General features: G+C 66.8%; 38 protein-coding genes. 35 read left to right on the top strand and 3 right to left on the bottom strand.

The genetic code is table 11. The features are described 5' to 3' along the window. Position 1: 1 nt before the first annotated feature. The 3 genes from AB0383_RS14170 to AB0383_RS14160 form a co-directional block, all read right to left on the bottom strand. Positions 2 to 325, bottom strand: a complete 324-nt coding sequence (locus AB0383_RS14170; protein WP_364183412.1) for a hypothetical protein — start codon at positions 323 to 325, stop codon at positions 2 to 4. Beyond that, the gene (locus tag AB0383_RS14165; protein ID WP_366187299.1) at positions 322 to 888 is read right to left on the bottom strand and encodes a YbaB/EbfC family nucleoid-associated protein; all 567 of its coding nucleotides are present in this window, start codon (positions 886 to 888) and stop codon (positions 322 to 324) included. The genes AB0383_RS14170 and AB0383_RS14165 overlap by 4 nt, the downstream gene beginning before the upstream one ends. Positions 889 to 1,070: 182 nt before the next feature. After that, positions 1,071 to 1,559: a GNAT family N-acetyltransferase gene (locus AB0383_RS14160; RefSeq protein ID WP_366187297.1), complete on the bottom strand. Its 489-nt coding sequence runs from the start codon at positions 1,557 to 1,559 to the stop codon at positions 1,071 to 1,073. Positions 1,560 to 1,700: 141 nt separating this feature from the next. Here AB0383_RS14160 and AB0383_RS14155 point away from each other — a divergent pair, with 141 nt between their 5' ends. The 35 genes from AB0383_RS14155 (at position 1,701) to rpsD (ending at position 22,456) form a co-directional block, all read left to right on the top strand. After that, positions 1,701 to 1,859, top strand: coding sequence for a hypothetical protein (locus tag AB0383_RS14155; protein WP_220246074.1), 159 nt, complete (start codon positions 1,701 to 1,703; stop codon positions 1,857 to 1,859). A 370-nt stretch (positions 1,860 to 2,229) separates the two neighbouring features. Beyond that, positions 2,230 to 2,604 carry a 30S ribosomal protein S12 gene (rpsL, locus tag AB0383_RS14150; RefSeq protein WP_003102113.1) on the top strand — a complete coding sequence of 125 codons (375 nt, stop codon included), beginning with the start codon at positions 2,230 to 2,232 and terminating at the stop codon, positions 2,602 to 2,604. Next, positions 2,604 to 3,074 (top strand): 30S ribosomal protein S7, encoded by a 471-nt coding sequence (rpsG, locus tag AB0383_RS14145; RefSeq protein ID WP_220246075.1) that lies wholly within the window; start codon positions 2,604 to 2,606, stop codon positions 3,072 to 3,074. Before rpsL ends, rpsG begins: the two co-directional genes overlap by 1 nt. Before the next feature lie 63 nt (positions 3,075 to 3,137). Then, on the top strand, positions 3,138 to 5,237 hold the full coding sequence (fusA, locus tag AB0383_RS14140) for an elongation factor G (RefSeq protein WP_364183403.1): 2,100 nt from the start codon (positions 3,138 to 3,140) through the stop codon (positions 5,235 to 5,237). Positions 5,238 to 5,363: 126 nt separating this feature from the next. Continuing rightward, positions 5,364 to 6,557 (top strand): elongation factor Tu, encoded by a 1,194-nt coding sequence (tuf, locus tag AB0383_RS14135; protein ID WP_086675505.1) that lies wholly within the window; start codon positions 5,364 to 5,366, stop codon positions 6,555 to 6,557. Positions 6,558 to 6,980: 423 nt separating this feature from the next. Beyond that, positions 6,981 to 7,286: a 30S ribosomal protein S10 gene (gene rpsJ, locus AB0383_RS14130; protein WP_003102098.1), complete on the top strand. Its 306-nt coding sequence runs from the start codon at positions 6,981 to 6,983 to the stop codon at positions 7,284 to 7,286. Positions 7,287 to 7,317: 31 nt separating this feature from the next. Next, a complete protein-coding gene (gene rplC, locus AB0383_RS14125) occupies positions 7,318 to 7,974 on the top strand; it encodes a 50S ribosomal protein L3 (RefSeq protein WP_220246078.1) in 657 nt (218 codons plus the stop codon). Next, positions 7,971 to 8,660, top strand: coding sequence for a 50S ribosomal protein L4 (gene rplD, locus AB0383_RS14120; RefSeq protein WP_220246079.1), 690 nt, complete (start codon positions 7,971 to 7,973; stop codon positions 8,658 to 8,660). Before rplC ends, rplD begins: the two co-directional genes overlap by 4 nt. Continuing rightward, the gene (gene rplW / locus AB0383_RS14115; protein ID WP_220246080.1) at positions 8,657 to 8,968 is read left to right on the top strand and encodes a 50S ribosomal protein L23; all 312 of its coding nucleotides are present in this window, start codon (positions 8,657 to 8,659) and stop codon (positions 8,966 to 8,968) included. The genes rplD and rplW overlap by 4 nt, the downstream gene beginning before the upstream one ends. A gap of 15 nt (positions 8,969 to 8,983) precedes the next feature. Further along, complete coding sequence (gene rplB / locus AB0383_RS14110) at positions 8,984 to 9,820, top strand: 50S ribosomal protein L2 (RefSeq protein ID WP_354878480.1); 837 nt, start codon at positions 8,984 to 8,986, stop codon at positions 9,818 to 9,820. A gap of 18 nt (positions 9,821 to 9,838) precedes the next feature. Further along, positions 9,839 to 10,120 carry a 30S ribosomal protein S19 gene (gene rpsS / locus AB0383_RS14105; RefSeq protein WP_153035997.1) on the top strand — a complete coding sequence of 94 codons (282 nt, stop codon included), beginning with the start codon at positions 9,839 to 9,841 and terminating at the stop codon, positions 10,118 to 10,120. Between the two features lie 31 nt (positions 10,121 to 10,151). Then, complete coding sequence (gene rplV / locus AB0383_RS14100) at positions 10,152 to 10,571, top strand: 50S ribosomal protein L22 (protein ID WP_220246082.1); 420 nt, start codon at positions 10,152 to 10,154, stop codon at positions 10,569 to 10,571. Then, complete coding sequence (rpsC, locus tag AB0383_RS14095; RefSeq protein WP_220246083.1) at positions 10,571 to 11,425, top strand: 30S ribosomal protein S3; 855 nt, start codon at positions 10,571 to 10,573, stop codon at positions 11,423 to 11,425. The genes rplV and rpsC overlap by 1 nt, the downstream gene beginning before the upstream one ends. A gap of 3 nt (positions 11,426 to 11,428) precedes the next feature. After that, positions 11,429 to 11,848 carry a 50S ribosomal protein L16 gene (gene rplP / locus AB0383_RS14090; protein WP_004558864.1) on the top strand — a complete coding sequence of 140 codons (420 nt, stop codon included), beginning with the start codon at positions 11,429 to 11,431 and terminating at the stop codon, positions 11,846 to 11,848. Continuing rightward, positions 11,848 to 12,093: a 50S ribosomal protein L29 gene (gene rpmC / locus AB0383_RS14085; protein WP_220246084.1), complete on the top strand. Its 246-nt coding sequence runs from the start codon at positions 11,848 to 11,850 to the stop codon at positions 12,091 to 12,093. Before rplP ends, rpmC begins: the two co-directional genes overlap by 1 nt. Then, positions 12,090 to 12,368 (top strand): 30S ribosomal protein S17, encoded by a 279-nt coding sequence (rpsQ, locus tag AB0383_RS14080; protein WP_220246085.1) that lies wholly within the window; start codon positions 12,090 to 12,092, stop codon positions 12,366 to 12,368. The genes rpmC and rpsQ overlap by 4 nt, the downstream gene beginning before the upstream one ends. Before the next feature lie 73 nt (positions 12,369 to 12,441). After that, positions 12,442 to 12,810, top strand: coding sequence for a 50S ribosomal protein L14 (gene rplN / locus AB0383_RS14075; protein WP_004558867.1), 369 nt, complete (start codon positions 12,442 to 12,444; stop codon positions 12,808 to 12,810). Positions 12,811 to 12,813: 3 nt separating this feature from the next. Next, positions 12,814 to 13,128 (top strand): 50S ribosomal protein L24, encoded by a 315-nt coding sequence (gene rplX, locus AB0383_RS14070; protein WP_204091700.1) that lies wholly within the window; start codon positions 12,814 to 12,816, stop codon positions 13,126 to 13,128. Position 13,129: 1 nt separating this feature from the next. Beyond that, positions 13,130 to 13,693, top strand: a complete 564-nt coding sequence (gene rplE / locus AB0383_RS14065; RefSeq protein ID WP_220246086.1) for a 50S ribosomal protein L5 — start codon at positions 13,130 to 13,132, stop codon at positions 13,691 to 13,693. Positions 13,694 to 13,697: 4 nt separating this feature from the next. Beyond that, entirely contained in the window at positions 13,698 to 13,883 is a 186-nt protein-coding gene (locus AB0383_RS14060; protein ID WP_220246087.1) for a type Z 30S ribosomal protein S14, read from the top strand. A gap of 82 nt (positions 13,884 to 13,965) precedes the next feature. Continuing rightward, a complete protein-coding gene (rpsH, locus tag AB0383_RS14055) occupies positions 13,966 to 14,364 on the top strand; it encodes a 30S ribosomal protein S8 (protein WP_220246088.1) in 399 nt (132 codons plus the stop codon). A gap of 16 nt (positions 14,365 to 14,380) precedes the next feature. Next, positions 14,381 to 14,920 (top strand): 50S ribosomal protein L6, encoded by a 540-nt coding sequence (gene rplF, locus AB0383_RS14050; RefSeq protein WP_220246089.1) that lies wholly within the window; start codon positions 14,381 to 14,383, stop codon positions 14,918 to 14,920. Next, positions 14,917 to 15,324: a 50S ribosomal protein L18 gene (gene rplR / locus AB0383_RS14045; RefSeq protein WP_364183395.1), complete on the top strand. Its 408-nt coding sequence runs from the start codon at positions 14,917 to 14,919 to the stop codon at positions 15,322 to 15,324. The genes rplF and rplR overlap by 4 nt, the downstream gene beginning before the upstream one ends. A gap of 31 nt (positions 15,325 to 15,355) precedes the next feature. Beyond that, the gene (rpsE, locus tag AB0383_RS14040; protein ID WP_155548876.1) at positions 15,356 to 16,003 is read left to right on the top strand and encodes a 30S ribosomal protein S5; all 648 of its coding nucleotides are present in this window, start codon (positions 15,356 to 15,358) and stop codon (positions 16,001 to 16,003) included. Position 16,004: 1 nt separating this feature from the next. Beyond that, complete coding sequence (rpmD, locus tag AB0383_RS14035) at positions 16,005 to 16,190, top strand: 50S ribosomal protein L30 (RefSeq protein WP_364183392.1); 186 nt, start codon at positions 16,005 to 16,007, stop codon at positions 16,188 to 16,190. Further along, the gene (gene rplO, locus AB0383_RS14030) at positions 16,187 to 16,633 is read left to right on the top strand and encodes a 50S ribosomal protein L15 (RefSeq protein WP_354878493.1); all 447 of its coding nucleotides are present in this window, start codon (positions 16,187 to 16,189) and stop codon (positions 16,631 to 16,633) included. The genes rpmD and rplO overlap by 4 nt, the downstream gene beginning before the upstream one ends. Before the next feature lie 618 nt (positions 16,634 to 17,251). Next, positions 17,252 to 18,559: a preprotein translocase subunit SecY gene (secY, locus tag AB0383_RS14025; protein WP_220247338.1), complete on the top strand. Its 1,308-nt coding sequence runs from the start codon at positions 17,252 to 17,254 to the stop codon at positions 18,557 to 18,559. Next, entirely contained in the window at positions 18,556 to 19,110 is a 555-nt protein-coding gene (locus AB0383_RS14020) for an adenylate kinase (RefSeq protein ID WP_364183388.1), read from the top strand. The genes secY and AB0383_RS14020 overlap by 4 nt, the downstream gene beginning before the upstream one ends. Positions 19,111 to 19,154: 44 nt before the next feature. Further along, positions 19,155 to 19,931, top strand: a complete 777-nt coding sequence (map, locus tag AB0383_RS14015) for a type I methionyl aminopeptidase (RefSeq protein ID WP_366187286.1) — start codon at positions 19,155 to 19,157, stop codon at positions 19,929 to 19,931. A 329-nt stretch (positions 19,932 to 20,260) separates the two neighbouring features. After that, a complete protein-coding gene (gene infA, locus AB0383_RS14010; protein WP_004558881.1) occupies positions 20,261 to 20,482 on the top strand; it encodes a translation initiation factor IF-1 in 222 nt (73 codons plus the stop codon). A 38-nt stretch (positions 20,483 to 20,520) separates the two neighbouring features. After that, positions 20,521 to 20,634, top strand: a complete 114-nt coding sequence (gene rpmJ, locus AB0383_RS14005; RefSeq protein ID WP_004558882.1) for a 50S ribosomal protein L36 — start codon at positions 20,521 to 20,523, stop codon at positions 20,632 to 20,634. A gap of 204 nt (positions 20,635 to 20,838) precedes the next feature. After that, a complete protein-coding gene (gene rpsM / locus AB0383_RS14000; RefSeq protein ID WP_204091690.1) occupies positions 20,839 to 21,219 on the top strand; it encodes a 30S ribosomal protein S13 in 381 nt (126 codons plus the stop codon). Beyond that, entirely contained in the window at positions 21,216 to 21,401 is a 186-nt protein-coding gene (locus AB0383_RS13995) for a hypothetical protein (RefSeq protein ID WP_354878502.1), read from the top strand. Before rpsM ends, AB0383_RS13995 begins: the two co-directional genes overlap by 4 nt. 18 nt (positions 21,402 to 21,419) lie before the next feature. Then, positions 21,420 to 21,827, top strand: coding sequence for a 30S ribosomal protein S11 (gene rpsK / locus AB0383_RS13990; RefSeq protein WP_004558885.1), 408 nt, complete (start codon positions 21,420 to 21,422; stop codon positions 21,825 to 21,827). 23 nt (positions 21,828 to 21,850) lie between these two features. Beyond that, positions 21,851 to 22,456 (top strand): 30S ribosomal protein S4, encoded by a 606-nt coding sequence (rpsD, locus tag AB0383_RS13985; protein ID WP_326568113.1) that lies wholly within the window; start codon positions 21,851 to 21,853, stop codon positions 22,454 to 22,456. Positions 22,457 to 22,553: the final 97 nt, after the last annotated feature.

Here is a 22,553-nt window from a genome sequence, read left to right as displayed (position 1 = left end):
CTCAGAGCGGTCCGTCGATGTTCGCCTTGAACTTGCCGAAGGTCACGACGGTGTCCTTCTCGTGGCCGTCGTAGATCTCCGCGGCCTGGTTCACTTTCCCGCCCAGCGTGTCGACGCCGGTTTTCATCAGTTCGAGCATCTGGCGGAGGTCCTCGAGCTTGCTCGTGTACGTCTGCTTCACCGCCAGCCCGATCAGGCCCCACGACTTGTCCGTGACGTCGGCCTGGCTGACGAGATTGCCGAACTTCGTCGCCTCGTCCTTGTAGTGCGGCAACGTGCCGGAGGCGTAGGTCTTCAGGATCTGGGGGTCTACGTCGTGGCTCATCGGTCCTCCTCGTGGTCCCACAGGCGCCGGACGCCGTCTTCGGCGGGGCGGACCGGGGGAGGCGGCGGGGCCGCGGCCGGGGGCTCGTCGCGGCGCAGGATGTCGCCGTGTTCGAGGTCTTCGTCCGTGAGCCGGCGCGGGGCCGGCTGCGCCTCCGCGGCTTTGGACTTCAGATCTTCGGCCGTGGTTCCCATGGCTTCGGCCTGGGCTTCGAGGACCTGGCCGGACACGTCGAGGCCGAAGGCGGCGCCCACGTGCGCGTCGACGATGCCGGCCTGCTTCAGCGTGGCGTCGGCGACGGCGCGGTGCAGCGTCGCCAGGATGGCCGACGCCAGCTGCTGGGGCTGTTGCTTGAGGGCGTCGGCGGTGAGCCGGATGTCCTTCACCGAGCCGCCGGCGCCCGCGACGACCGTGATGGCGCGGTCGGGCGACATGGCGGTGGCCTCGAGGGCGGTCACCTCGTCCTGCATGTCGCCGACTTTGGCGAAGCTCGCCTCGGCCTGTTTGATCTTGCTCTGGAACTTCTCGAACTCGGCGACGAGACGATCCATCTCAGCCGACACGGCGGCCCCCTCACGTGCACGACGGGTGTGCGGACGTGCGGATTATGCCGCTTCTGTCGCGTTCGCGCTGCGGAGTCGTGAATGTTTTCCCAAAAGGGACGACGGCGTCGTCCTTGTGCCCGGCTGCCCGTAGTGGTCCGTTGTGGATGAACAAGATCCAGTGTGGACGGAGCGGAACCGTTTCACCCCAGCGACTTCGAGAACCAGTGCTCCGCGTACTTGTCGTCGTTGAACGGCTCGACCTCGACGTAGCCCACCCGCGCGTACAGCGCCCGCGCCTCGACGAGGTCGTGGCGGGTGTCGAGCCGCAGCACCTCGGCGCCCAGCGCCCGTGCCGCCTCCTCGGCCGCCGCGACGAGGCGCGCGCCGCCGCCCCGGCCGCGGTGGGCCGGGCGCACGTACACCTTCGTGAGTTCGTTCAGCCCCGGCCGCACCACGCGGGTGCCGGCACAGCCGGTCACGGTGCCGTTCGGCAGGCGGGCGACGAGGAACGCGCCGGTCGGGGCCACGAGGTCGTCGCTGGGCGCCTCGGCCAGCGCCTGGTCGACCTCGGCGTCGGTGGCCGGGCGGCCCCAGTAGCGGCTCGCGACGTCCGTGAGGTATTCGCGCAGGATCGCGCGCGCGTCGAAGTCGTCGACGGAGATTCGCGTGATGGTCCAGTTCGCGGTCACCGAATCATCGTGACCTGTTCGTCCACTGGTTAACCGGCAAGTCGATCACCTCCGGAAAGCGACGTTCGGTCCCCGTGTGTCACCCGTTCGTGGAAATGGGTAGCGTGCGAGCCGCAGGGAAACCGACTTGAGGAGTGCGTGATGGACGGCAACGGCACCGCCGACCGGCCTGAAGAGGGGCAGAAGGACACTAAGGGGAGCCACGCCGCGCCTGAGGGGGCCGGCGTTCACCCGCTGATCGATTTGTCGCGCGACCCCCACCCGGGGCGGCCCGACCACGCGAAGCCGGACGAGGAATAGCCGAGGAATAGGGGGGACGTCTGTCACGTTGTGGATGATGGGTCTTCCGCGCGGCTCTGGCCGCAGAGCCCTCATCTGGGGTTACGATGGGCGGTCACCGTCAGTTCGGACCCCCCGCCCGGACCGGTCGTCAAGTGGCCGGGTATCTTTGGAGACCGTGCCCGGCAGGCGTCGGGCCGCTCCGCGTGCCGTACGGCATGAGCGGGGTGCTCGCGCACCCGGTTCACCGGCCTCGTCCACGTGGGGTTCCGACGGAAAACCCCTTCGGGAAAGTACCGGTCGAGAGACCGTGACGCGGGCCGACACGCCCGACCGCGGGGGCCGGTGAAGACACGAAGAAGCAGCAAGAACGCGACAGAAAGCTGGTCCATTGCCCACGATCCAGCAGCTGGTCCGCAAGGGCCGCCAGGACAAGGCTGCCAAGCAGAAGACCGCGGCCCTCAAGGGGAGCCCGCAGCGTCGTGGCGTGTGCACCCGCGTGTACACCACGACCCCGAAGAAGCCGAACTCGGCGCTGCGCAAGGTTGCGCGTGTGAAGCTGACGAGCGGCATCGAGGTCACGGCGTACATCCCCGGTGAGGGCCACAACCTGCAGGAGCACTCGATGGTGCTCGTGCGCGGTGGTCGGGTGAAGGACCTGCCGGGCGTTCGCTACAAGATCATCCGCGGTTCGCTCGACACCCAGGGTGTGAAGAACCGCAAGCAGGCGCGCAGCCGCTACGGCGCGAAGAAGGAGAAGAGCTAATGCCCCGCAAGGGTCCGGCCCCGAAGCGGCCGCTGATCTCCGACCCGGTCTACGCCTCCCCGCTGGTCACCCAGCTGGTGAACAAGGTGCTGAAGGACGGGAAGCGGTCGCTGGCCGAGCGCATCGTGTACGGCGCGCTGGAAGGCGCTCGCGAGAAGACCGGCACCGACCCGGTCGTCACGCTGAAGCGCGCGCTCGACAACGTGAAGCCCACCATCGAGGTGAAGAGCCGCCGGGTCGGTGGCGCCACCTACCAGGTGCCGATCGAAGTCAAGCCCAACCGCTCCACCACGCTGGCGCTGCGTTGGCTGGTCTCCTTCTCGCAGGCTCGCCGCGAGAAGACCATGATCGAGCGGCTGCAGAACGAGCTGCTCGACGCGAGCAACGGTCTTGGCGCCAGCGTCAAGCGCCGTGAAGACACGCACAAGATGGCCGAGTCCAACAAGGCCTTCGCGCACTACCGCTGGTGATGACCGCCCGGCTGCCGATCCAAGCCATGCCGGGCCCCACGTTCGAGACAGGGGAACACTCTCGTGGCACGTGAAGTGCTGACCGACCTGAACAAGGTCCGCAACATCGGGATCATGGCGCACATCGACGCCGGTAAGACCACCACCACCGAGCGGATCCTGTTCTACACCGGGATCAACTACAAGATCGGTGAAGTCCACGACGGCGCCGCCACCATGGACTGGATGGAGGAGGAGCAGAAGCGGGGTATCACCATCACCTCGGCTGCCACCACCACGTTCTGGGCCGATCACCAGATCAACATCATCGACACCCCCGGGCACGTCGACTTCACCGTCGAGGTGGAGCGCTCGCTCCGCGTGCTCGACGGCGCCGTGGCCGTCTTCGACGGCAAGGAAGGTGTCGAGCCGCAGTCCGAGCAGGTCTGGCGGCAGGCGGACAAGTACGAAGTTCCGCGCATCTGCTTCGTCAACAAGATGGACAAGCTGGGTGCCGACTTCTACTTCACCGTGCGCACCATCGAGGAGCGCCTCGGTGCCCGGCCGCTGGTCATCCAGCTGCCGATCGGCGCCGAGAACGACTTCGAGGGTGTCGTCGACCTGGTCCGCATGAAGGCGCTGACCTGGCGTGGCGAGGTGAGCAAGGGCGAGGACTACTCGGTCGAGGAGATCCCGGCCGAGCTGGCCGACCGCGCTGCGGAGTACCGCGAGAAGCTCGTCGAGGCCGTCGCCGAGACCGACGACGCCATGATGGAGAAGTTCCTCGAGGGCGAGCAGCTCACGGAAGCCGAGATCAAGGCCGGCATCCGCAAGCTCACCGTCGCGCGCGAGGCGTACCCGGTGCTCACCGGCTCCGCCTTCAAGAACAAGGGCGTGCAGCCGATGCTGGACGCGGTCATCGACTACCTGCCGTCCCCGCTGGACGTGCCGGCCGTCGAGGGCACGCTGCCGGACGGCGAGACCCCGGTCCTGCGCAAGCCGTCGGTCGACGAGCCGTTCGCGGCCCTCGCCTTCAAGATCGCCGCGCACCCGTTCTTCGGCAAGCTGACCTACATCCGGGTCTACTCGGGCAAGGTCTCCGCGGGCACCCAGGTCGTCAACGCGACCAAGGAGCGCAAGGAGCGCATCGGCAAGCTCTTCCAGATGCACTCCAACAAGGAGAACCCGGTCGAGGAGGCCCAGGCCGGCCACATCTACGCGGTCATCGGCCTGAAGGACACCACGACCGGTGACACGCTGGCCGACCCGCAGAGCCCGGTCGTGCTCGAGTCGATGACCTTCCCGGATCCCGTTATCCGCGTGGCCATCGAGCCGAAGACGAAGGCCGACCAGGAGAAGCTGTCGCTCGCGATCCAGAAGCTGGCCGAGGAAGACCCCACCTTCCAGGTCCAGCTCGACGAGGACACGGGCCAGACGATCATCGCGGGCATGGGCGAGCTGCACCTCGAGGTGCTGGTGAACCGCATGAAGTCCGACTACAAGGTCGAGGCGAACATCGGTAAGCCGCAGGTCGCCTACCGCGAGACGATCAAGAAGACGGTCGACAAGCTCGACTACGTGCACAAGAAGCAGACCGGTGGTTCCGGCCAGTTCGCGAAGGTCATCGTGAAGCTGGAGCCGCTCGAGACGACCGACGGTGCACTCTACGAGTTCGACAACAAGGTCTCCGGCGGCCGCGTGCCGCGGGAGTACATCCCGTCGGTCGACGCGGGCGGGCAGGACGCCATGCAGTACGGCGTGCTGGCCGGCTACCCGCTCGTCGGGTTGAAGTTCACCTTGTTGGACGGCGCGTACCACGAGGTCGACTCTTCGGAGATGGCGTTCAAGATCGCCGGTTCCATGGCGATGAAGGAAGCCGCGAAGAAGGCCGGCCCGGTCATCCTCGAGCCGATGATGGCCGTCGAGGTCACGACTCCCGAGGACTACATGGGTGACGTGATCGGTGACCTCAACTCCCGCCGTGGCCAGATCCAGGCCATGGAGGAGCGCGCCGGTACCCGTGTCGTCAAGGCAGTGGTACCGCTGTCGGAGATGTTCGGTTACGTGGGCGACCTGCGGTCTCGCACCCAGGGTCGCGCGAACTACTCCATGGTGTTCGACTCCTACGCCGAGGTTCCCGCGAACGTCGCGAAGGAAATCATCGCGAAGGCGACGGGGGAGTAGTTCCCCCGCGCTCGCGGGCATAAGGAACACTCCTGAACGTCCGCAGCAAAGACGAGAAACAATCAGCGGTTGGCAGCCACGCCGGCCGGTGAGCACAAAGCGAAATCAGTCCAGGAGGACATTCCAGTGGCGAAGGCGAAGTTCGAGCGGAGCAAGCCGCACGTCAACATCGGGACCATCGGTCACGTCGACCACGGCAAGACCACGCTGACCGCGGCGATCACCAAGGTTCTGCACGACAAGTACCCGGAGCTCAACGAGTCGCGTGCGTTCGACCAGATCGACAACGCGCCCGAAGAGCGCCAGCGCGGTATTACGATCAACATCTCGCACGTCGAGTACCAGACCGAGAAGCGTCACTACGCGCACGTCGACGCCCCCGGTCACGCGGACTACATCAAGAACATGATCACCGGTGCCGCCCAGATGGACGGCGCGATCCTGGTCGTGGCCGCCACCGACGGCCCGATGCCGCAGACCCGCGAGCACGTGCTGCTCGCCCGCCAGGTCGGCGTGCCCTACATCGTGGTCGCGCTGAACAAGGCCGACATGGTCGACGACGAGGAAATCCTCGAGCTCGTCGAGCTGGAGGTCCGCGAGCTGCTGTCCTCGCAGGAGTTCCCGGGCGACGACGCGCCGGTCGTGCGCGTGTCGGGCCTGAAGGCTCTCGAGGGTGACGAGAAGTGGGCCGAGGCTGTCCTCGAGCTCATGACCGCTGTCGACGACAACGTGCCGGACCCGGTGCGCGAGCTCGACAAGCCGTTCCTCATGCCGATCGAGGACGTCTTCACGATCACCGGTCGCGGCACTGTCGTGACCGGCCGCGTCGAGCGTGGCGTGGTCAACGTGAACGAAGAGGTCGAGATCGTCGGCATCAAGGAGAAGTCGACCAAGACGACTGTCACCGGTGTCGAGATGTTCCGCAAGCTGCTGGACCAGGGCCAGGCGGGCGACAACGTCGGCCTCCTCGTCCGCGGTATCAAGCGCGAGGACGTCGAGCGCGGCCAGGTCGTCGTGAAGCCGGGTACCACCACCCCGCACACCGACTTCGAGGGCCGGGTCTACATCCTGTCGAAGGACGAGGGTGGTCGTCACACCCCGTTCTTCAACAACTACCGCCCGCAGTTCTACTTCCGCACCACCGACGTGACCGGCGTCGTGACCCTCCCCGAGGGCACCGAGATGGTCATGCCGGGCGACAACACCGACATCTCGGTGGCGCTGATCCAGCCCGTCGCCATGGACGTGAACCTGCGCTTCGCGATTCGCGAGGGCGGCCGCACCGTGGGTGCGGGTCAGGTCACCAAGATCATCAAGTGATGTCGACGCCCTTGACCGGGCTACTACACCCCCCGGTCAAGGGCGTCAACTCACGTGTGCGACACTATTCAGGTTGCTCGTCCCGGGGCGGCCGAATCCTCGAGTTGTTCGATTGACTCACGGGGTTCCGGCCGCCCCTGTACGAGTGGCCACGGTCCGTCCAGCTCTTCCTTCGGGGTGCGGCTAGCGGGCAAAGGCCAAGTGGTCGGCGGTGCTTGCAGTTGATGCGGCGCGGCGGGCTCGCGGCCTCCTCACGTTGAGGAAGACCAGGCAGGACGATCCCACGGGATCCGTCTGTGCGTCGGGCGCGACACGCCCGACCGCGTGGACCGGGGACAGGGCCGTTGAACTGCTGAAACCGGGGCTCAGGCCCGGGTTGACGAGACAAAGCGGCACGAGACGACGAAGGAACGAGCAGCCACCATGGCGGGACAGAAGATCCGCATCCGGCTCAAGGCCTACGACCACGAGGCGATCGACACCTCGGCGCGCAAGATCGTGGAGACGGTCACGCGCACCGGCGCCCGTGTTGTCGGGCCGGTGCCGCTGCCCACCGAGAAGAACGTTTACTGCGTCATCCGCTCGCCGCACAAGTACAAGGACTCGCGCGAGCACTTCGAGATGCGCACGCACAAGCGTCTGATCGACATCCTCGACCCGACGCCGAAGACGGTCGACGCGCTCATGCGCATCGACCTGCCGGCGAGCGTCGACGTCAACATCCAGTAGCGGCTGGCGAGCGGCGGAGAGTAAGAGACTCATGTCTGACAGGCAGATGAAGGGCATCCTGGGCACCAAGCTCGGCATGACCCAGGTCTTCGACGAGCAGAACCGGGTTGTCCCGGTCACCGTCGTGAAGGCCGGTCCGAACGTGGTCACCCAGGTTCGGACCCAGGACAAGGACGGCTATGCGGCCGTGCAGCTGGCTTTCGGTGCGGTCGACCCGCGCCGGGTGAACAAGCCGCGCACCGGCCACTTCGACAAGGCGGGCGTGACCCCGCGGCGCTTCCTCGCCGAGCTGCGTACCACCGACGCGGACACCTACGAGGTCGGTCAGGAGATCACCGCCGAGGTGTTCGCCGCCGGCGTCGAGGTCGACGTGACGGGTACCAGCAAGGGCAAGGGCTACGCCGGTGTCATGAAGCGCCACGGCTTCAAGGGCCAGGGCGCGAGCCACGGTGCCCAGGCCGTGCACCGCAAGCCGGGTTCCATCGGTGGCTGTGCCACCCCCGGCCGCGTCTTCAAGGGCCTGCGCATGGCGGGCCGGATGGGCTCCGACCGGGTCACCACGCAGGGTCTGACCGTGCACGCGGTGCGTGCCGAAGACGGCCTGCTGCTGATCAAGGGCGCGGTGCCCGGTCCCAAGGGCGGCCTGCTGTTCGTGCGCAGCGCCGCGAAGGGTGGTAACTCCGAATGACAAGCGTCGAGCTGAAGACCCCGGCCGGTAAAGCCGACGGCACGGTCGACCTCCCCGCGGAGATCTTCGACGTGCAGGCCAACATCGCGCTGATGCACCAGGTCGTGATCGGCCAGCTGGCCGCCGCGCGCCAGGGCACGCACGACACGAAGACCCGTGGTGAGGTCTCCGGTGGCGGCAAGAAGCCGTACCGGCAGAAGGGCACCGGTCGTGCCCGCCAGGGTTCGACCCGCGCGCCGCAGTTCGCCGGCGGTGGCGTCGTCCACGGCCCCACGCCGCGTGACTACACGCAGCGCACCCCGAAGAAGATGAAGGCCGCCGCTCTGCGTGGCGCCCTCTCCGACCGGGCTCGCGCCGGCCAGCTGCACGTCGTGACCGAACTGGTCACCGGCGAGAAGCCGTCGACCAAGGCCGCCAAGACCGCGATCGCCGCCGTGACGCAGGCGAAGCGCGTGCTCGTGGTGCTGCACCGGGCCGACGAGCTCAGCTGGGTCTCCCTGCGGAACCTCCCCGAGATCCACATCCTCTGGGCGGACCAGCTCAACACCTACGACGTGCTGGTCAACGACGACGTCGTGTTCACCAAGGCCGCGTACGACGCGTTCGTCGCAGGCCCCGCCAGTGGCAAGGCCGTCAAGGCCTCCGCTCGGTCGGGCGAAGTTTCGGAAGGGAGTGACGAGAAGTGAGCTCGGTCGCCATTCCGGACCACCGCGACATCCTGCTCGCGCCGGTCATCTCCGAGAAGTCCTACGGGCTGCTCGAGGACCACAAGTACACGTTCATCGTCCGCCCGGACGCCAACAAGACCCAGATCAAGATCGCGGTCGAGAAGGTGTTCGGTGTCAAGGTGGTCAGCGTCAACACGGCCAACCGTCAGGGCAAGCGGAAGCGGACTCGCGCAGGCTTCGGCAAGCGCAAGGACACCAAGCGCGCCATCGTGACTCTTTCGCCTGAGAGCAAGGCGATCGAGATCTTCGGCGGACCCACCGCGTAAAGGACTGAGCTGACAATGGGCATCCGCAAGTACAAGCCGACGACCCCGGGTCGTCGCGGTTCGAGCGTCTCGGACTTCGCCGAGATCACCCGGTCCACGCCGGAGAAGTCGCTGCTGCGTCCGCTGAGCGGTTCGGGCGGTCGCAACTCGTCGGGCAAGATCACCACCCGTCACAAGGGTGGTGGCCACAAGCGCGCCTACCGCGTCATCGACTTCCGTCGTAACGACAAGGACGGCGTGCCGGCCAAGGTCGCGCACATCGAGTACGACCCCAACCGCACCGCGCGCATCGCGCTCCTGCACTACGCCGACGGCGAGAAGCGCTACATCATCGCGCCGGACAAGCTGAAGCAGGGCGACACCGTCGAGAACGGCCCTCGCGCCGACATCAAGCCGGGCAACAACCTGCCGCTGCGCAACATCCCGGTCGGCACCGTGGTCCACGCGATCGAGCTCCGCCCCGGTGGCGGCGCGAAGATGGCGCGCTCCGCCGGCGCCAAGGTGCAGCTGGTGGCCAAGGACGGGCCTTACGCCCAGCTCCGGCTGCCCTCGGGTGAGATCCGCAACGTCGACGTGCGCAACCGCGCGACCGTCGGCGAGGTGGGCAACTCCGAGCACGCGAACATCAACTGGGGCAAGGCGGGTCGTAACCGCTGGCGCGGCAAGCGCCCCACCGTCCGTGGTGTCGTCATGAACCCGGTCGACCACCCGCACGGTGGTGGTGAGGGTAAGACCTCCGGTGGTCGCCACCCGGTGAACCCGAACGGTAAGCCCGAGGGCCGCACGCGTCGCCGCAAGGCAAGTGACGCGATGATCGTCCGCCGCCGCCGTACCGGCAAGAACAAGCGCTGAGCAGGGAGGTAGAAGAACATGCCACGCAGCCTTAAGAAGGGGCCCTTCGTGGACGACCACCTGCTCAAGAAGGTGGACGCGCTCAACGAGGCCAACAAGAAGACCGTGATCAAGACCTGGTCGCGTCGCTCGACGATCATCCCGGATTTCCTGGGTCACACGATCGCCGTGCACGACGGCCGCAAGCACGTCCCGGTGTTCGTCACCGAGGCCATGGTGGGTCACAAGCTGGGCGAGTTCGCCCCGACGCGGACCTTCAAGGGTCACATCAAGGACGACCGCAAGTCGCGCCGCCGCTGAGCGGGCACGAAACAAGACAAGGGAAGTAGCGATGAACGCCCAGAACGACGCGACGGTCGAGGCTCTGCCTACGGCTTACGCGCGGGCTCGCTTCGTCCGGGACTCGCCGACCAAGGTGCGCCGGGTGATCGAGCTCATCAAGGGACGTAGCGCCGCCGACGCCTTGGCCGTGCTCCGGTTCGCCCCCCAGGCGGCCAGCGAGCCGGTCGCGAAGGTGCTCGCCAGTGCCGTGGCCAACGCCGAGAACAACCTTCAGCTCGACCCGGAGACGCTCTGGGTCAAGAACGCGTACGCCGACGAGGGCCCGACCCTCAAGCGCATCCGCCCGCGGGCCCAGGGCCGCGCGTACCGGATCCGCAAGCGGACCAGCCACATCACCGTCGAGGTGGAGTCGCGTCCGAAGGCCGACGTGAAGAAGGCGCAGAGCAAGAAGAAGGCAGGTGGCCGGTAGTGGGCCAGAAGATCAACCCGCACGGCTTCCGCCTGGGTATCACCACGGACTGGAAGTCGCGCTGGTACGCCGACAAGCAGTACTCGGAGTACGTGGCCGAGGACGTGAAGATCCGCAAGCTGCTGTCCACGGGCATGGAGCGCGCCGGCATCTCCAAGGTCGAGATCGAGCGCACCCGTGACCGCGTTCGCGTCGACATCCACACCGCCCGGCCGGGCATCGTCATCGGCCGTCGTGGTGCGGAGGCCGACCGGATCCGTGGCGCGCTGGAGAAGCTGACCGCCAAGCAGGTCCAGCTCAACATCCTCGAGGTCAAGAACCCCGAGTCCGACGCCCAGCTCGTTGCGCAGGGTGTCGCGGAGCAGCTGAGCAACCGCGTGGCGTTCCGCCGTGCGATGCGCAAGGCGATCCAGACCTCCATGCGTTCGCCGCAGGTCAAGGGCATTCGCGTGCAGTGCGGCGGTCGTCTCGGCGGTGCCGAGATGTCCCGCTCCGAGCACTACCGCGACGGCCGGGTTCCGCTGCACACGCTGCGTGCCGACATCGACTACGGCTTCTTCGAGGCCAAGACGACGTTCGGTCGCATCGGCGTGAAGGTGTGGATCTACAAGGGCGAGCTGGTGGGTGGCCTCAAGGCCCGCGAGGCGCGCGACGCCGCCGCGGCCGCCGAGCGGGCCCCGCGCCGCGACCGCGGTGACCGTCCGTCCCGCCCGCGCCGCTCCGGCGCCTCGGGCACGACGGCGACCTCGACCGAAGCCGGTCGCGCTGCTGCCGCCGCGAAGAACGAAGACGCGGCACCCGTGGCGACCGAGGCGGCCCCGGCTGCCGAGACCGCAGAAAAGACGGAGGGCTGAGACGTGCTCATCCCGCGCAGGGTCAAGCACCGGAAGCAGCACTCCCCGAAGCGCCACGGCGCCGCCAAGGGCGGTACGAAGGTCAGCTTCGGCGAGTACGGCATCCAGGCGCTTGAGCACAGCTACGTGACGAACCGGCAGATCGAGTCCGCTCGTATCGCCATGACCCGTCACATCAAGCGTGGCGGCAAGGTGTGGACGACCATCTACCCGGACCGCCCGCTGACCAAGAAGCCGGCTGAAACCCGCATGGGTTCCGGTAAGGGTTCGCCCGAGTGGTGGATCGCCAACGTGAAGCCGGGTCGCGTGATGTTCGAGATCTCGTTCCCGAACGAGGAGACCGCCCGCGAGGCGCTCCGTCGCGCGATCCACAAGCTGCCCATGAAGTGCCGCATCGTGACCCGTGAAGGTGGTGAGTTCTGATGGCCAACGGCGCCGCCCAGGCTTCGGAGCTTCGTGAGCTCACCGCGGAAGAGCTCGTGCTGCGTCTGAAGGAATACAAGGAGGAGCTCTTCAACCTCCGCTTCCAGATGGCGACCGGGCAGCTGGACAACAACCGTCGGCTGCGCACCGTCCGCACGGACATCGCGCGGATCTACACGGTCATGCGCGAGCGTGAGCTCGGCCTGTCCGTGGCCCCCGACAGCGAGAGTGAAGGTGCCGCATGAGCGAGCCCACCACCGAGAAGCTCGCGCGTAACTACCGCAAGGTGCGCGAGGGCTACGTCGTCTCGGACAAGATGGACAAGACGATCGTGGTCGAGCTCGAGGACCGCAAGAAGCACCCGCGCTACTCGAAGGTTCTGCGCAGCACCACCAAGGTCAAGGTGCACGACGAGAACAACGAGGCGGGCGTGGGCGACCGGGTCACCCTGATGGAGACCCGGCCGCTGTCGGCGACGAAGCGCTGGCGCCTCGTGCAGGTCGTGGAGAAGGCCAAGTAAGCAGGGCTCTTCGGAGTCCTTGGTTCCGCAAGGCTCGCGCGAGCGAGAACCAGCGCGACATACAGGAGTTGACGTGATCCAGCAGGAGTCGCGGCTTCGGGTTGCCGACAACACCGGTGCTAAGGAGATCCTTTGCATCCGTGTTCTCGGTGGCTCCGGGCGGCGCTACGCGGGCATCGGTGACATCATCGTCGCCACCGTGAAGGACGCCATCCCGGCTGCCGGGGTGAAGAAGGGCGATGTCGTCAAGGCGGTCATCGTCCGCACGGTGAAGGAGCGTCGTCGTCCGGACGGTTCCTACATCCGCTTCGACGAGAACGCCGCCGTGCTCATCAAGAACGACAACGAGCCTCGCGGCACCCGCATCTTCGGCCCGGTGGGCCGCGAGCTGCGCGACCGAAAGTTCATGAAGATCATTTCGCTCGCGCCGGAGGTGTTGTAAGCCATGAAGGTGAAGAAGGGCGACACGGTCGTCGTCATCGCCGGCAAGGACAAGGGCGCCAAGGGCAAGGTCATCCAGGCCTACCCGGAGCGCGATCGCGTGCTGGTCGAGGGCGTGAACCGGATCAAGAAGCACACCCGGATCACCCAGACCCAGCGTGGTGCGCAGTCCGGTGGCATCGTGACCCAGGAAGCGCCCATCCACGTGTCGAACGTGATGGTCGTGGACTCGGACGGCAAGCCGACCCGCGTGGGCTACCGCATCGGCGAGGACGGCAAGAAGGTCCGGGTCTCGCGCCGGAACGGCAAGGACATCTGACATGACCACCGCAGAGAAGATGGTGCCGCGTCTGAAGACCCGGTACCGCGAAGAGATCAAGGGCGAACTCCAGAAGGAGTTCTCCATCCCCAACGTGCACCAGATTCCCGGCGTCGTGAAGGTCGTCGTGAACATGGGTGTGGGTGACGCGGCCCGCGACAGCAAGCTCATCGAGGGTGCTGTCCGCGACCTGTCGCTGATCACCGGCCAGAAGCCGGAAGTCCGGAAGGCCCGCAAGTCCATCGCGCAGTTCAAGCTGCGTGAAGGCCAGCCGATCGGTGCGCGCGTGACGCTGCGCGGCGACCGGATGTGGGAGTTCCTCGACCGGCTGCTCACCATCGCGCTGCCCCGTATCCGCGACTTCCGCGGTCTGTCCGGCAAGCAGTTCGACGGCAACGGCAACTACACGTTCGGTCTCAACGAGCAGTCGATGTTCCACGAGATCGACCCCGACGCCATCGACCGTCCGCGCGGCATGGATGTCACGGTCGTCACCACCGCCACCACCGACGACGAGGGCCGGGCGCTGCTGCGCAAGCTCGGCTTCCCGTTCAAGGAGAACTGAGCCGATGGCCAAGAAAGCTCTGGTCCACAAGGCCGCCAAGAAGCCGAAGTTCGCCGTGCGGGGTTACACCCGTTGCAACCGTTGTGGTCGGCCGCACTCGGTGTACCGCAAGTTCGGGCTCTGCCGGATCTGTCTCCGGGAGATGGCGCACGCGGGCGAGCTGCCCGGCGTCCGCAAGTCCAGCTGGTAAGAGGCTCGAAACTATTTCCCAGTTCGCCACAGGCCCCGCCCGAGAGGGCGGGGAACCAGGCGAGAAAGGTTGACAGGTCACCATGACGATGACCGACCCCATCGCAGACTTCTTGACTCGTCTGCGTAACGCGAACTCGGCGTACCACGACGAGGTCGTGCTTCCCCACTCGAAGATCAAGGCGAACATCGCCGAGATCCTCAAGCGCGAGGGCTACATCGCGGGCTACCGCGACGAGCCGGGCGAGAAGCACAAGAACCTCATCGTGGAGCTGAAGTACGGCCCCAACCGCGAGCGCAGCATCGCCGGCCTCCGGCGCGTGTCCAAGCCGGGTCTGCGGGTGTACGCAAAATCGACCGAACTGCCGTCCGTGCTGGGTGGCCTCGGCGTCGCGATCATCTCGACGTCCGGTGGCCTGCAGACCGACCGTCAGGCCAAGCGCAACAACGTGGGCGGCGAAGTCCTCGCCTACGTCTGGTAAGGAAGGGGGCACAGACATGTCACGCATCGGAAAGCTGCCGGTCGCCGTCCCCTCCGGGGTCGACGTGACCATCAACGGTCAGCACATTCAGGTCAAGGGGCCCAAGGGCACCCTCGAGCACACCCTCGCGGAGCCCATCACCGTCGAGCGCGGTGAAGACGGCACCCTGCAGGTGAAGCGCCCGGACGACGAGCGCACCTCCAAGGCGCTGCACGGTCTCACCCGCACGCTGGTGAACAACCTCGTCGTCGGCGTCACCGCCGGCTACGAGAAGAAGATGGAAATCCACGGCGTTGGTTACCGTGTGCAGGCCAAGGGTTCGGACCTCGAGTTCGCCCTCGGCTACAGCCACCCGGTGAAGATCGAGGCGCCGGAGGGCATCACCTTCAAGGTGGAGACGCCCACCCGGTTCTCGGTGTCCGGCATCGACAAGCAGAAGGTCGGCCAGATCGCCGCGGTCATCCGCAAGTTGCGCCGTCCCGACCCGTACAAGGGCAAGGGCCTGCGCTACGAGGGTGAGAAGATCCGCCGCAAGGTCGGAAAGACGGGTAAGTGATCATGAGCGACACGACTACCACGAAGCGCAAGCCGGTCGGCAAGGACATCTCGACCCGCCGCCGCGTCGCGAAGACCCGTCGGCACTTCCGCCTGCGCAAGAAGGTCAGTGGCACGCCGGTTCGTCCGCGCCTGGTCGTCAAGCGGTCCTCGCGGCACATCGCCGTGCAGCTGATCGACGACCTCGCCGGCCACACCCTGGCGTCGGCGTCCACCCTCGAGGCGGACGTCCGGGCGACCGACGGCGACAAGAAGGCCAAGGCCGCGAAGGTCGGCGAGCTCGTCGCCGCGCGCGCCAAGGCGGCCGGGATCTCGGCTGTGGTGTTCGACCGTGGCGGCAACGCCTACCACGGCCGCATCGCCGCGCTCGCCGACGCCGCCCGTGAGGCGGGGTTGGAGTTCTGATGCAGATGCTCGTCAATGGAAGGAAAGCCTGATGCCGGGACGTACGCGGCAATTCGGCGGCGGCCAGGGCGGACCGGGCGGTCAGGGCGGCAACGACCGCAATGATCGCCGCGGTGGCGGCCGGGACCGGCGCGACAGCGGCCGTGGCGGGGCCGGCCAGGATAAGACCCCGCACCTCGAGAAGGTCGTGACGATCAACCGCGTCGCCAAGGTCGTCAAGGGTGGTCGTCGCTTCAGCTTCACCGCTCTCGTCGTCGTCGGCGACGGTGACGGCCAGGTCGGCGTCGGCTACGGCAAGGCGAAGGAAGTTCCCGCGGCCATCGCCAAGGGCGTCGAGGAAGCGAAGAAGAACTTCTTCCGCGTGCCTCGCGTCGGCGGCACCATTCCCCACCCGATCCAGGGTGAGGAAGCCGCCGGTGTCGTGCTGCTGCGTCCGGCTTCGGCCGGTACCGGTGTCATCGCCGGTGGCCCGGTGCGCGCGGTGCTGGAGTGCGCCGGTGTCCACGACGTGCTGTCGAAGTCGCTCGGCTCCGACAACGCGATCAACATCGTGCACGCGACCGTGGCGGCCCTGAAGGGTCTGCAGCGTCCCGAAGAGGTCGCGGCCCGCCGCGGTCTCCCGCTCGAGGACGTCGCTCCGGCCCGGATGCTGCGCCAGCGCGCGGGCCAGGGGGTCTGACATGGCTCAGCTGAAGGTCACCCAGATCAAGAGCAAGATCGGCACGAAGCATGCTCACCGCGAGTCGCTGCGCACCCTCGGGCTGCGCAAGATCCGCCAGAGCGTCGTGCGTGAAGACACCCCCCAGGTGCGCGGCCTGATTCTCACCGTCCGCCACCTGGTGGAGGTCGAGGAGGTCCAGGCATGACGGCCATCAAGATCCACCACCTGCGCCCGGCTCCGGGCTCGAAGCGCGAGAAGATGCGCGTCGGCCGTGGTGAAGGTTCGAAGGGCAAGACGGCCGGTCGCGGCACGAAGGGCACCAAGGCCCGCAAGAACGTGCCCGCCGGCTTCGAGGGTGGGCAGATGCCCATCCACATGCGGCTGCCGAAGCTGCGTGGCTTCAAGAACCGCTTCCGCACCGAGTACCAGCCGGTGAACGTGGGCGACATCGCCCGCGTCTTCCCGGACGGTGGCACGGTCGGCGTTGAGGAGCTCGTCGCGGCGGGTCTCGTTCGCAAGGGCAGCCTCGTGAAGGTTCTCGGCAACGGTGACCTCAACGGCGTGAAGCTGGACGTCACCGCGGACGGTTTCTCCGGCTCTGCCAAGGAGAAGCTCGAAGCCGCCGGTGGCACCGCCACCGCCAACTGAGGCGACTGAGGCAACTCAAGCACCGGTAAACGACTCGGGCCCACCCAGCGAACAGCTGAGTGGGCCCGAGTCGTTTCTGCCTGTGTGGCCCGGCGGCGCGCTTCCACAGCGCGGCTCCACAACGTGCCTCTGCCCCCGCGGCGGAGGCAAACCCCCGCCCTCCCAGGGGGGCGTCCCCGATCCCATTCTACCGGCGAGCACTGACAAAACCGGCCGTGCGCCCGAGCTGTCCACAGGCGAGCCGAGTTGTGGACAACTGCGAGCACGAAGGCGGGATCCGTTGCGCGCCAACGAAGCAACCCTCGTCGTGCCCGTACGTCCTCGGTGTAGCGACCACCGGGAACCTACCGACGACCGGGGCCGAACAGGTGATCATTTCGCCTGCGAACGGTCCAACCTGCGACGTCGTCTCAGGGCTTCGAGGGCAGGCTGAGACGGAAAACGCACACGCGCTGCGGACACGCCCTGTGAAGCTGTTAGAGTCGGCGACACGCTTCGGGACCACTGTGCCCTGAGGCGTTCCTGGCTTGCCTGCCAGTGAGCTGTGTTCCCGCCGGCCCCGTGCCGGCCAAGCCGATCGTCGGTAGGACAGCCGACGACGCCGAGGAGGTCCCCCGCGTGCTCAGCGCCTTCCGCTCGGCTCTCGCGACGCCGGATCTACGCAAGAAGATCCTGTTCACGCTAGCCATCGTCGCGGTCTACCGGATCGGTGCCGCCATCCCGGCCCCGGGGATCTCGTTCTCCGCTGTGCAGGCCTGTAGCTCTCAGGCCGACCAGCAGGGCGTCTACCAGCTGCTGAACCTGTTCAGCGGTGGTGCGCTGCTCCAGCTGTCGCTGTTCTCGACCGGCATCATGCCGTACATCACGGCGAGCATCATCATCCAGCTGCTGACCGTGGTGATCCCGCGGTTCGAGGAGCTGAAGAAGGAAGGCCAGGCCGGCCAGAACAAGCTCACGCAGTACACCCGGTACCTCACGATCGCCCTGGCGATCCTGCAGGCCACCGGCGTCGTCGCGCTGGCCGACCGCGGCACCCTCTTCCAGGGCTGCCAGCAGCAGATCATCCCGGACAACAGCGTCTACTCGCTGGCCCTGATCGTCTGCACGATGACCGCGGGCACCGCCGTCATGATGTGGCTGGGCGAGCTCATCACCGAGCGCGGCGTCGGCAACGGCATGTCGGTCCTGATCTTCCTGAACATCGCGGCCCGCATCCCCACCGAGGGCGCCAACATCATGAGCAACGGCGGCGCGGTCGCCCTGGTCATGATCTGCGTGTTCGGTTTGGTGATCATCGCGAGCGTCATCTTCGTGGAGCAAGGGCAGCGCCGGATCCCGGTGCAGTACGCCAAGCGCATGATCGGGCGCCGGATGTACGGCGGCACGTCCACGTACCTGCCGATCAAGGTGAACCAGGCCGGTGTCATCCCGGTCATCTTCGCGTCGTCGCTGCTGTACTTGCCGCAGCTGCTCAGCCAGCTCATCGGCGACCCGAACAGCAACTCCGGCTGGCAGTCCTTCATCCAGAACTACCTGGTCAACCAGAGCAGCTGGGTGCACATCCTCGCGTACTTCGCGTTGATCATCTTCTTCACGTACTTCTACATCACGATCACGTTCAACGTCGACGAGCGTGCGGACGAGATGAAGAAGTTCGGTGGCTTCATCCCGGGTATCCGCCCGGGCCGCCCCACCGCCGAATACCTGAGCTACGTCCTCGGCCGCATCACGCTGCCGGGCTCGCTGTACCTGGGCATCATCGCGATCCTCCCGAACTTCTTCCTGTCCCTCACCGGCAGCGGGAACAACCAGAACTTCCCGTTCGGTGGCACGGCTGTGCTGATCATGGTGGGTGTCGGCCTCGACACCGTGAAGCAGATCGAAAGCCAGCTGATGCAGCGCAACTACGAAGGGTTCTTGAAGTGACGCGTGTGGTTCTCGTCGGCCCGCCCGGCGCGGGTAAAGGTACGCAGGCGGTGGCCCTGTCGGAGCAGCTGCGGGTTCCGCACATCTCGACGGGCGATCTATTCCGCGCGCACGTCGGTCAGGAGACGCCGCTCGGCCAGGAGGCCAAGCGCTACCTCGACTCGGGTGAGCTCGTCCCCGACTCGGTGACCAACGAGATGGTCCGCGAACGGCTCGCCGAGCCCGACGCGAAGGCCGGCTTCCTGCTCGACGGCTTCCCCCGCAACACGAAGCAGGCCGAGGTCCTCGGCGAGATGCTGAAGGAAGCCGACTGCGCGCTCGAGTCCGTGATCCAGCTTCAGGTGCCTGAAGACGTCGTCGTGTCCCGGCTGATGGCCCGTGGCCGCGCCGACGACACCGAAGAGGTCATCCGCCGCCGGCAGCAGATCTACTGGTCCGAGACGGCCCCGCTGCTGGAGTACTACGCCGACATCCTGGTGGCTGTCGACGGCGTGGGCGACGTGCAGGAGATCTCGGACCGCGTGCTGAAAGCGCTGCGCGACCGCACGTGAATCACGGAGGGTTGCGTGTTCTGCAAGTGCTCCGCCGTGGGCGCATGATCGAGGTCAAGACGCCGGGCGAGCTGCAGGCGATGCGGGCGGCCGGGCTGGTCGTCGCGAGGACGCTGGCCGCCGTGCGCGAGCGTGCGCAGGTGGGTGTCAGCACCGCCGAGCTCGACGAGCTGGCCGAGCAGACGATCCGCGACGCGGGGGCCGTGCCGTCCTTCAAGGGCTACCACGGGTTCCCCGCGTCGATCTGCGCGTCGGTGAACGAGCAGATCGTCCACGGCATCCCGTCGAGCCGGCAGGTGCTGGCCGACGGTGACCTGATCTCGGTCGACTGCGGCGCCATCCTCGACGGCTGGCACGGCGACTCCGCCGTGACGCTGGCGATCGGCGCCGTCAGCGAGAAAGACCTCGCGCTGTCCGCCGCCACGGAGAAGTCCATGTGGGCCGGCATCGAGACCGTGCACGCGGGCGGCCGGCTCACCGACATCTCGTTCGCCGTGCAGACCGCGGCCGAGAAGGCGGGCCGCGACAACGGCGTCGAGTACGGGATGATCCTCGAGTACGGCGGCCACGGCATCGGCCGCCAGATGCACATGGACCCGTTCCTGCCCAACGTCGGCAAGCCCGGCAAGGGCCCGCGGCTCAAGGTCGGCATGGCGCTCGCGATCGAGCCCATGCTCACCGGGGGCGGCGGGGAGACCTTGGAGCTCGAGGACGGCTGGACCGTGGTCACGGCCGACGGCTCCCGCGCGTCGCACTGGGAGCACACCGTCGCCATCACCGAGGACGGTCCCTGGGTGCTCACCGCGCCCGAAGAGGGCTGACGAGGGCTGACACTGCCGCTCACCCGGCTGGCAAAGTTCACCTGACCAGGCGATTCTCGCAGGTCGGCTCGCTTTCAGGCATACTGGAACCCTGGCGCCCGACCGCCGGCTTGTAGCACAGTTACCCCCCGTTTGGGGGTCGCGACACGAGTTGCGTACACTGACAAGTCGGCGTACTTATCGCGCCGGTTCCTGCGCGCTCGTGAACTCTCGCGAACACTCGGAGTCGGGGTGGAGTGTGCCGGAGCAGCACCCCAGTAAGCAAGGGACTCAAGCTCAAACCGATCACGCTGTGTGCATCAAGCGTGCATTCAGGGATTGCGGAGGACATGGCTAAGAAAGACGGGGCCATCGAGGTCGAAGGCCGCGTGGTCGAGCCGCTCCCCAACGCGATGTTCCGCGTCGAGTTGGAGAACGGCCACAAAGTTCTTGCCCACATCAGCGGCAAGATGCGGCAGCACTACATCCGCATCCTGCCCGAGGACAGGGTCGTCGTGGAGCTTTCGCCCTACGACTTGTCTCGTGGTCGCATCGTCTACCGCTACAAGTGATCACGAAGAGCTGAGAAGAAGCAGGAGAGTCGACAGACGTGAAGGTCCAGCCGAGCGTCAAGAAGATCTGCGACAAGTGCAAGGTGATCCGCCGCCACGGTCGGATCATGGTGATCTGCGAGAACCTGCGTCACAAGCAGCGTCAGGGCTGAGCACCGCACTCCAGCAGAGCGGATTGACGGCTACACACCCTCCCCGCACCTGCCGGGCCGCGTGAGCGGTCCGGTGCACCCCCGGACTTCAGGCCGGGGCCGGGACACCCGCAGCGCAAGCGGCGGGCACGACAGGCGAGTCGGTTCCGGAACCGGACGGGGAGAAGACCTGAAGACGAAATCGAAGAAGGAGCTATAGCGCCCATGGCACGACTCGCTGGCGTAGACCTCCCCCGCGAAAAGCGGTTGGAGATCGCGCTGACTTACATCTACGGCATCGGCCGTACGCGCTCGAAGCAGATGATCGCTGCTGCCGAGCTCAACGCGGACACCCGTGTGAAGGACCTCAGCGATGAGGACCTCATCAAGCTTCGTGACTACATCGACGAGAACTTCAAGGTCGAGGGTGACCTGCGTCGCGAGGTGAACGCCGACATCCGTCGCAAGATCGAGATCGGCACCTACCAGGGCCTGCGCTGGCGTCGTGGTCTGCCCGTCCGCGGTCAGCGGACCAAGACCAACGCCCGCACCCGCAAGGGTCCGAAGAAGACGGTCGCCGGCAAGAAGAAGGCTGGCAAGAAGTGAGCCTCAAGGGCAAGAAGGTCGTGCAGATGGGCGGCGGGAACCGTCGCGGCACGGCTTGTGTCTCGCCCAAGGCGCTCTACGCCCGCCCGATGGCGCTGCGCAACCTGTACACCGACGCCGGGTCGATCATCCGGCGCGGACAGGCCGAAGCGGCTGCCGCTCACCAAGAGAACGCGCGCTAACAGGAGAACCCTCAGAACATGCCACCGAAGTCTCGTACTGCGGCGGGGGCCAAGAAGGTCCGCCGCAAGGAAAAGAAGAACGTTGCGCACGGTCACGCGCACATCAAGAGCACGTTCAACAACACCATCGTCTCGATCACGGACCCCACGGGCGCTGTGATCGCGTGGGCGTCAAGTGGTCACGTGGGCTTCAAGGGCTCGCGCAAGTCCACCCCGTTCGCCGCGCAGATGGCCGCCGAGAACGCCGCCCGCAAGGCTGCCGAGCACGGCATGAAGAAGGTCGACGTCTTCGTGAAGGGCCCGGGTTCGGGCCGCGAGACGGCGATCCGCTCGCTGCAGGCCGCCGGTCTCGAGGTCGGCACCATCCAGGACGTGACCCCGCAGCCTCACAACGGCTGCCGCCCGCCCAAGCGGCGCCGGGTCTGAGGAACGGGGAGGAGTAAGAAGAAATGGCTCGTTACACCGGCCCCGCGACGCGTATTTCGCGTCGCCTCAAGGTTGACCTCATCGGCGGCGACCAGGCTTTCGAGCGTCGCCCCTACCCGCCGGGCCAGCACGGCCGCGGGCGCATCAAGGAGTCCGAGTACCTCCTGCAGTCGCAGGAGAAGCAGAAGGCTCGCTACACCTACGGCGTTCTCGAGCGCCAGTTCGTCCGGTACTACAAGGAAGCCGTCCGGCGTCCCGGTAAGACCGGTGAGAACCTGCTGCAGATCCTCGAGTCCCGGCTGGACAACGTGATCTACCGCGCCGGCATCGCCCGCACGCGCCGCCAGGCGCGCCAGCTGGTGAGCCACGGCCACTTCCTGGTCAACGGCGTGAAGGTCAACGTCCCGTCCTTCCAGGTCTCCAAGTGGGACATCATCGACGTGCGGCCGAAGTCGTTCTCGATGCTGCCCTTCGTGGTGGCGAAGGAGTCCTTCGGCGAGCGCCCCATCCCGGCGTGGCTGCAGGTCGTCCAGTCCAACCTCCGCGTGCTGGTCCACCAGCTGCCGGAGCGTGCGCAGATCGACGTTCCGGTTCAGGAACAGCTGATCGTCGAGCTCTACTCCAAGTAACACAGCTTCCGGGCTGAGTTACGGGCGGCGGCGCCCGAAGTGCGCCGCCGCCGCGCCATCCCTTCGACGTCATATGGCGGGCGTCGTCTGGAAAGGA

Source organism: Amycolatopsis sp. NPDC051373, from assembly GCF_040689465.1.
Taxonomy (GTDB): domain Bacteria; phylum Actinomycetota; class Actinomycetes; order Mycobacteriales; family Pseudonocardiaceae; genus Amycolatopsis.
This window is presented reverse-complemented; position numbering and strand designations above follow the sequence as displayed.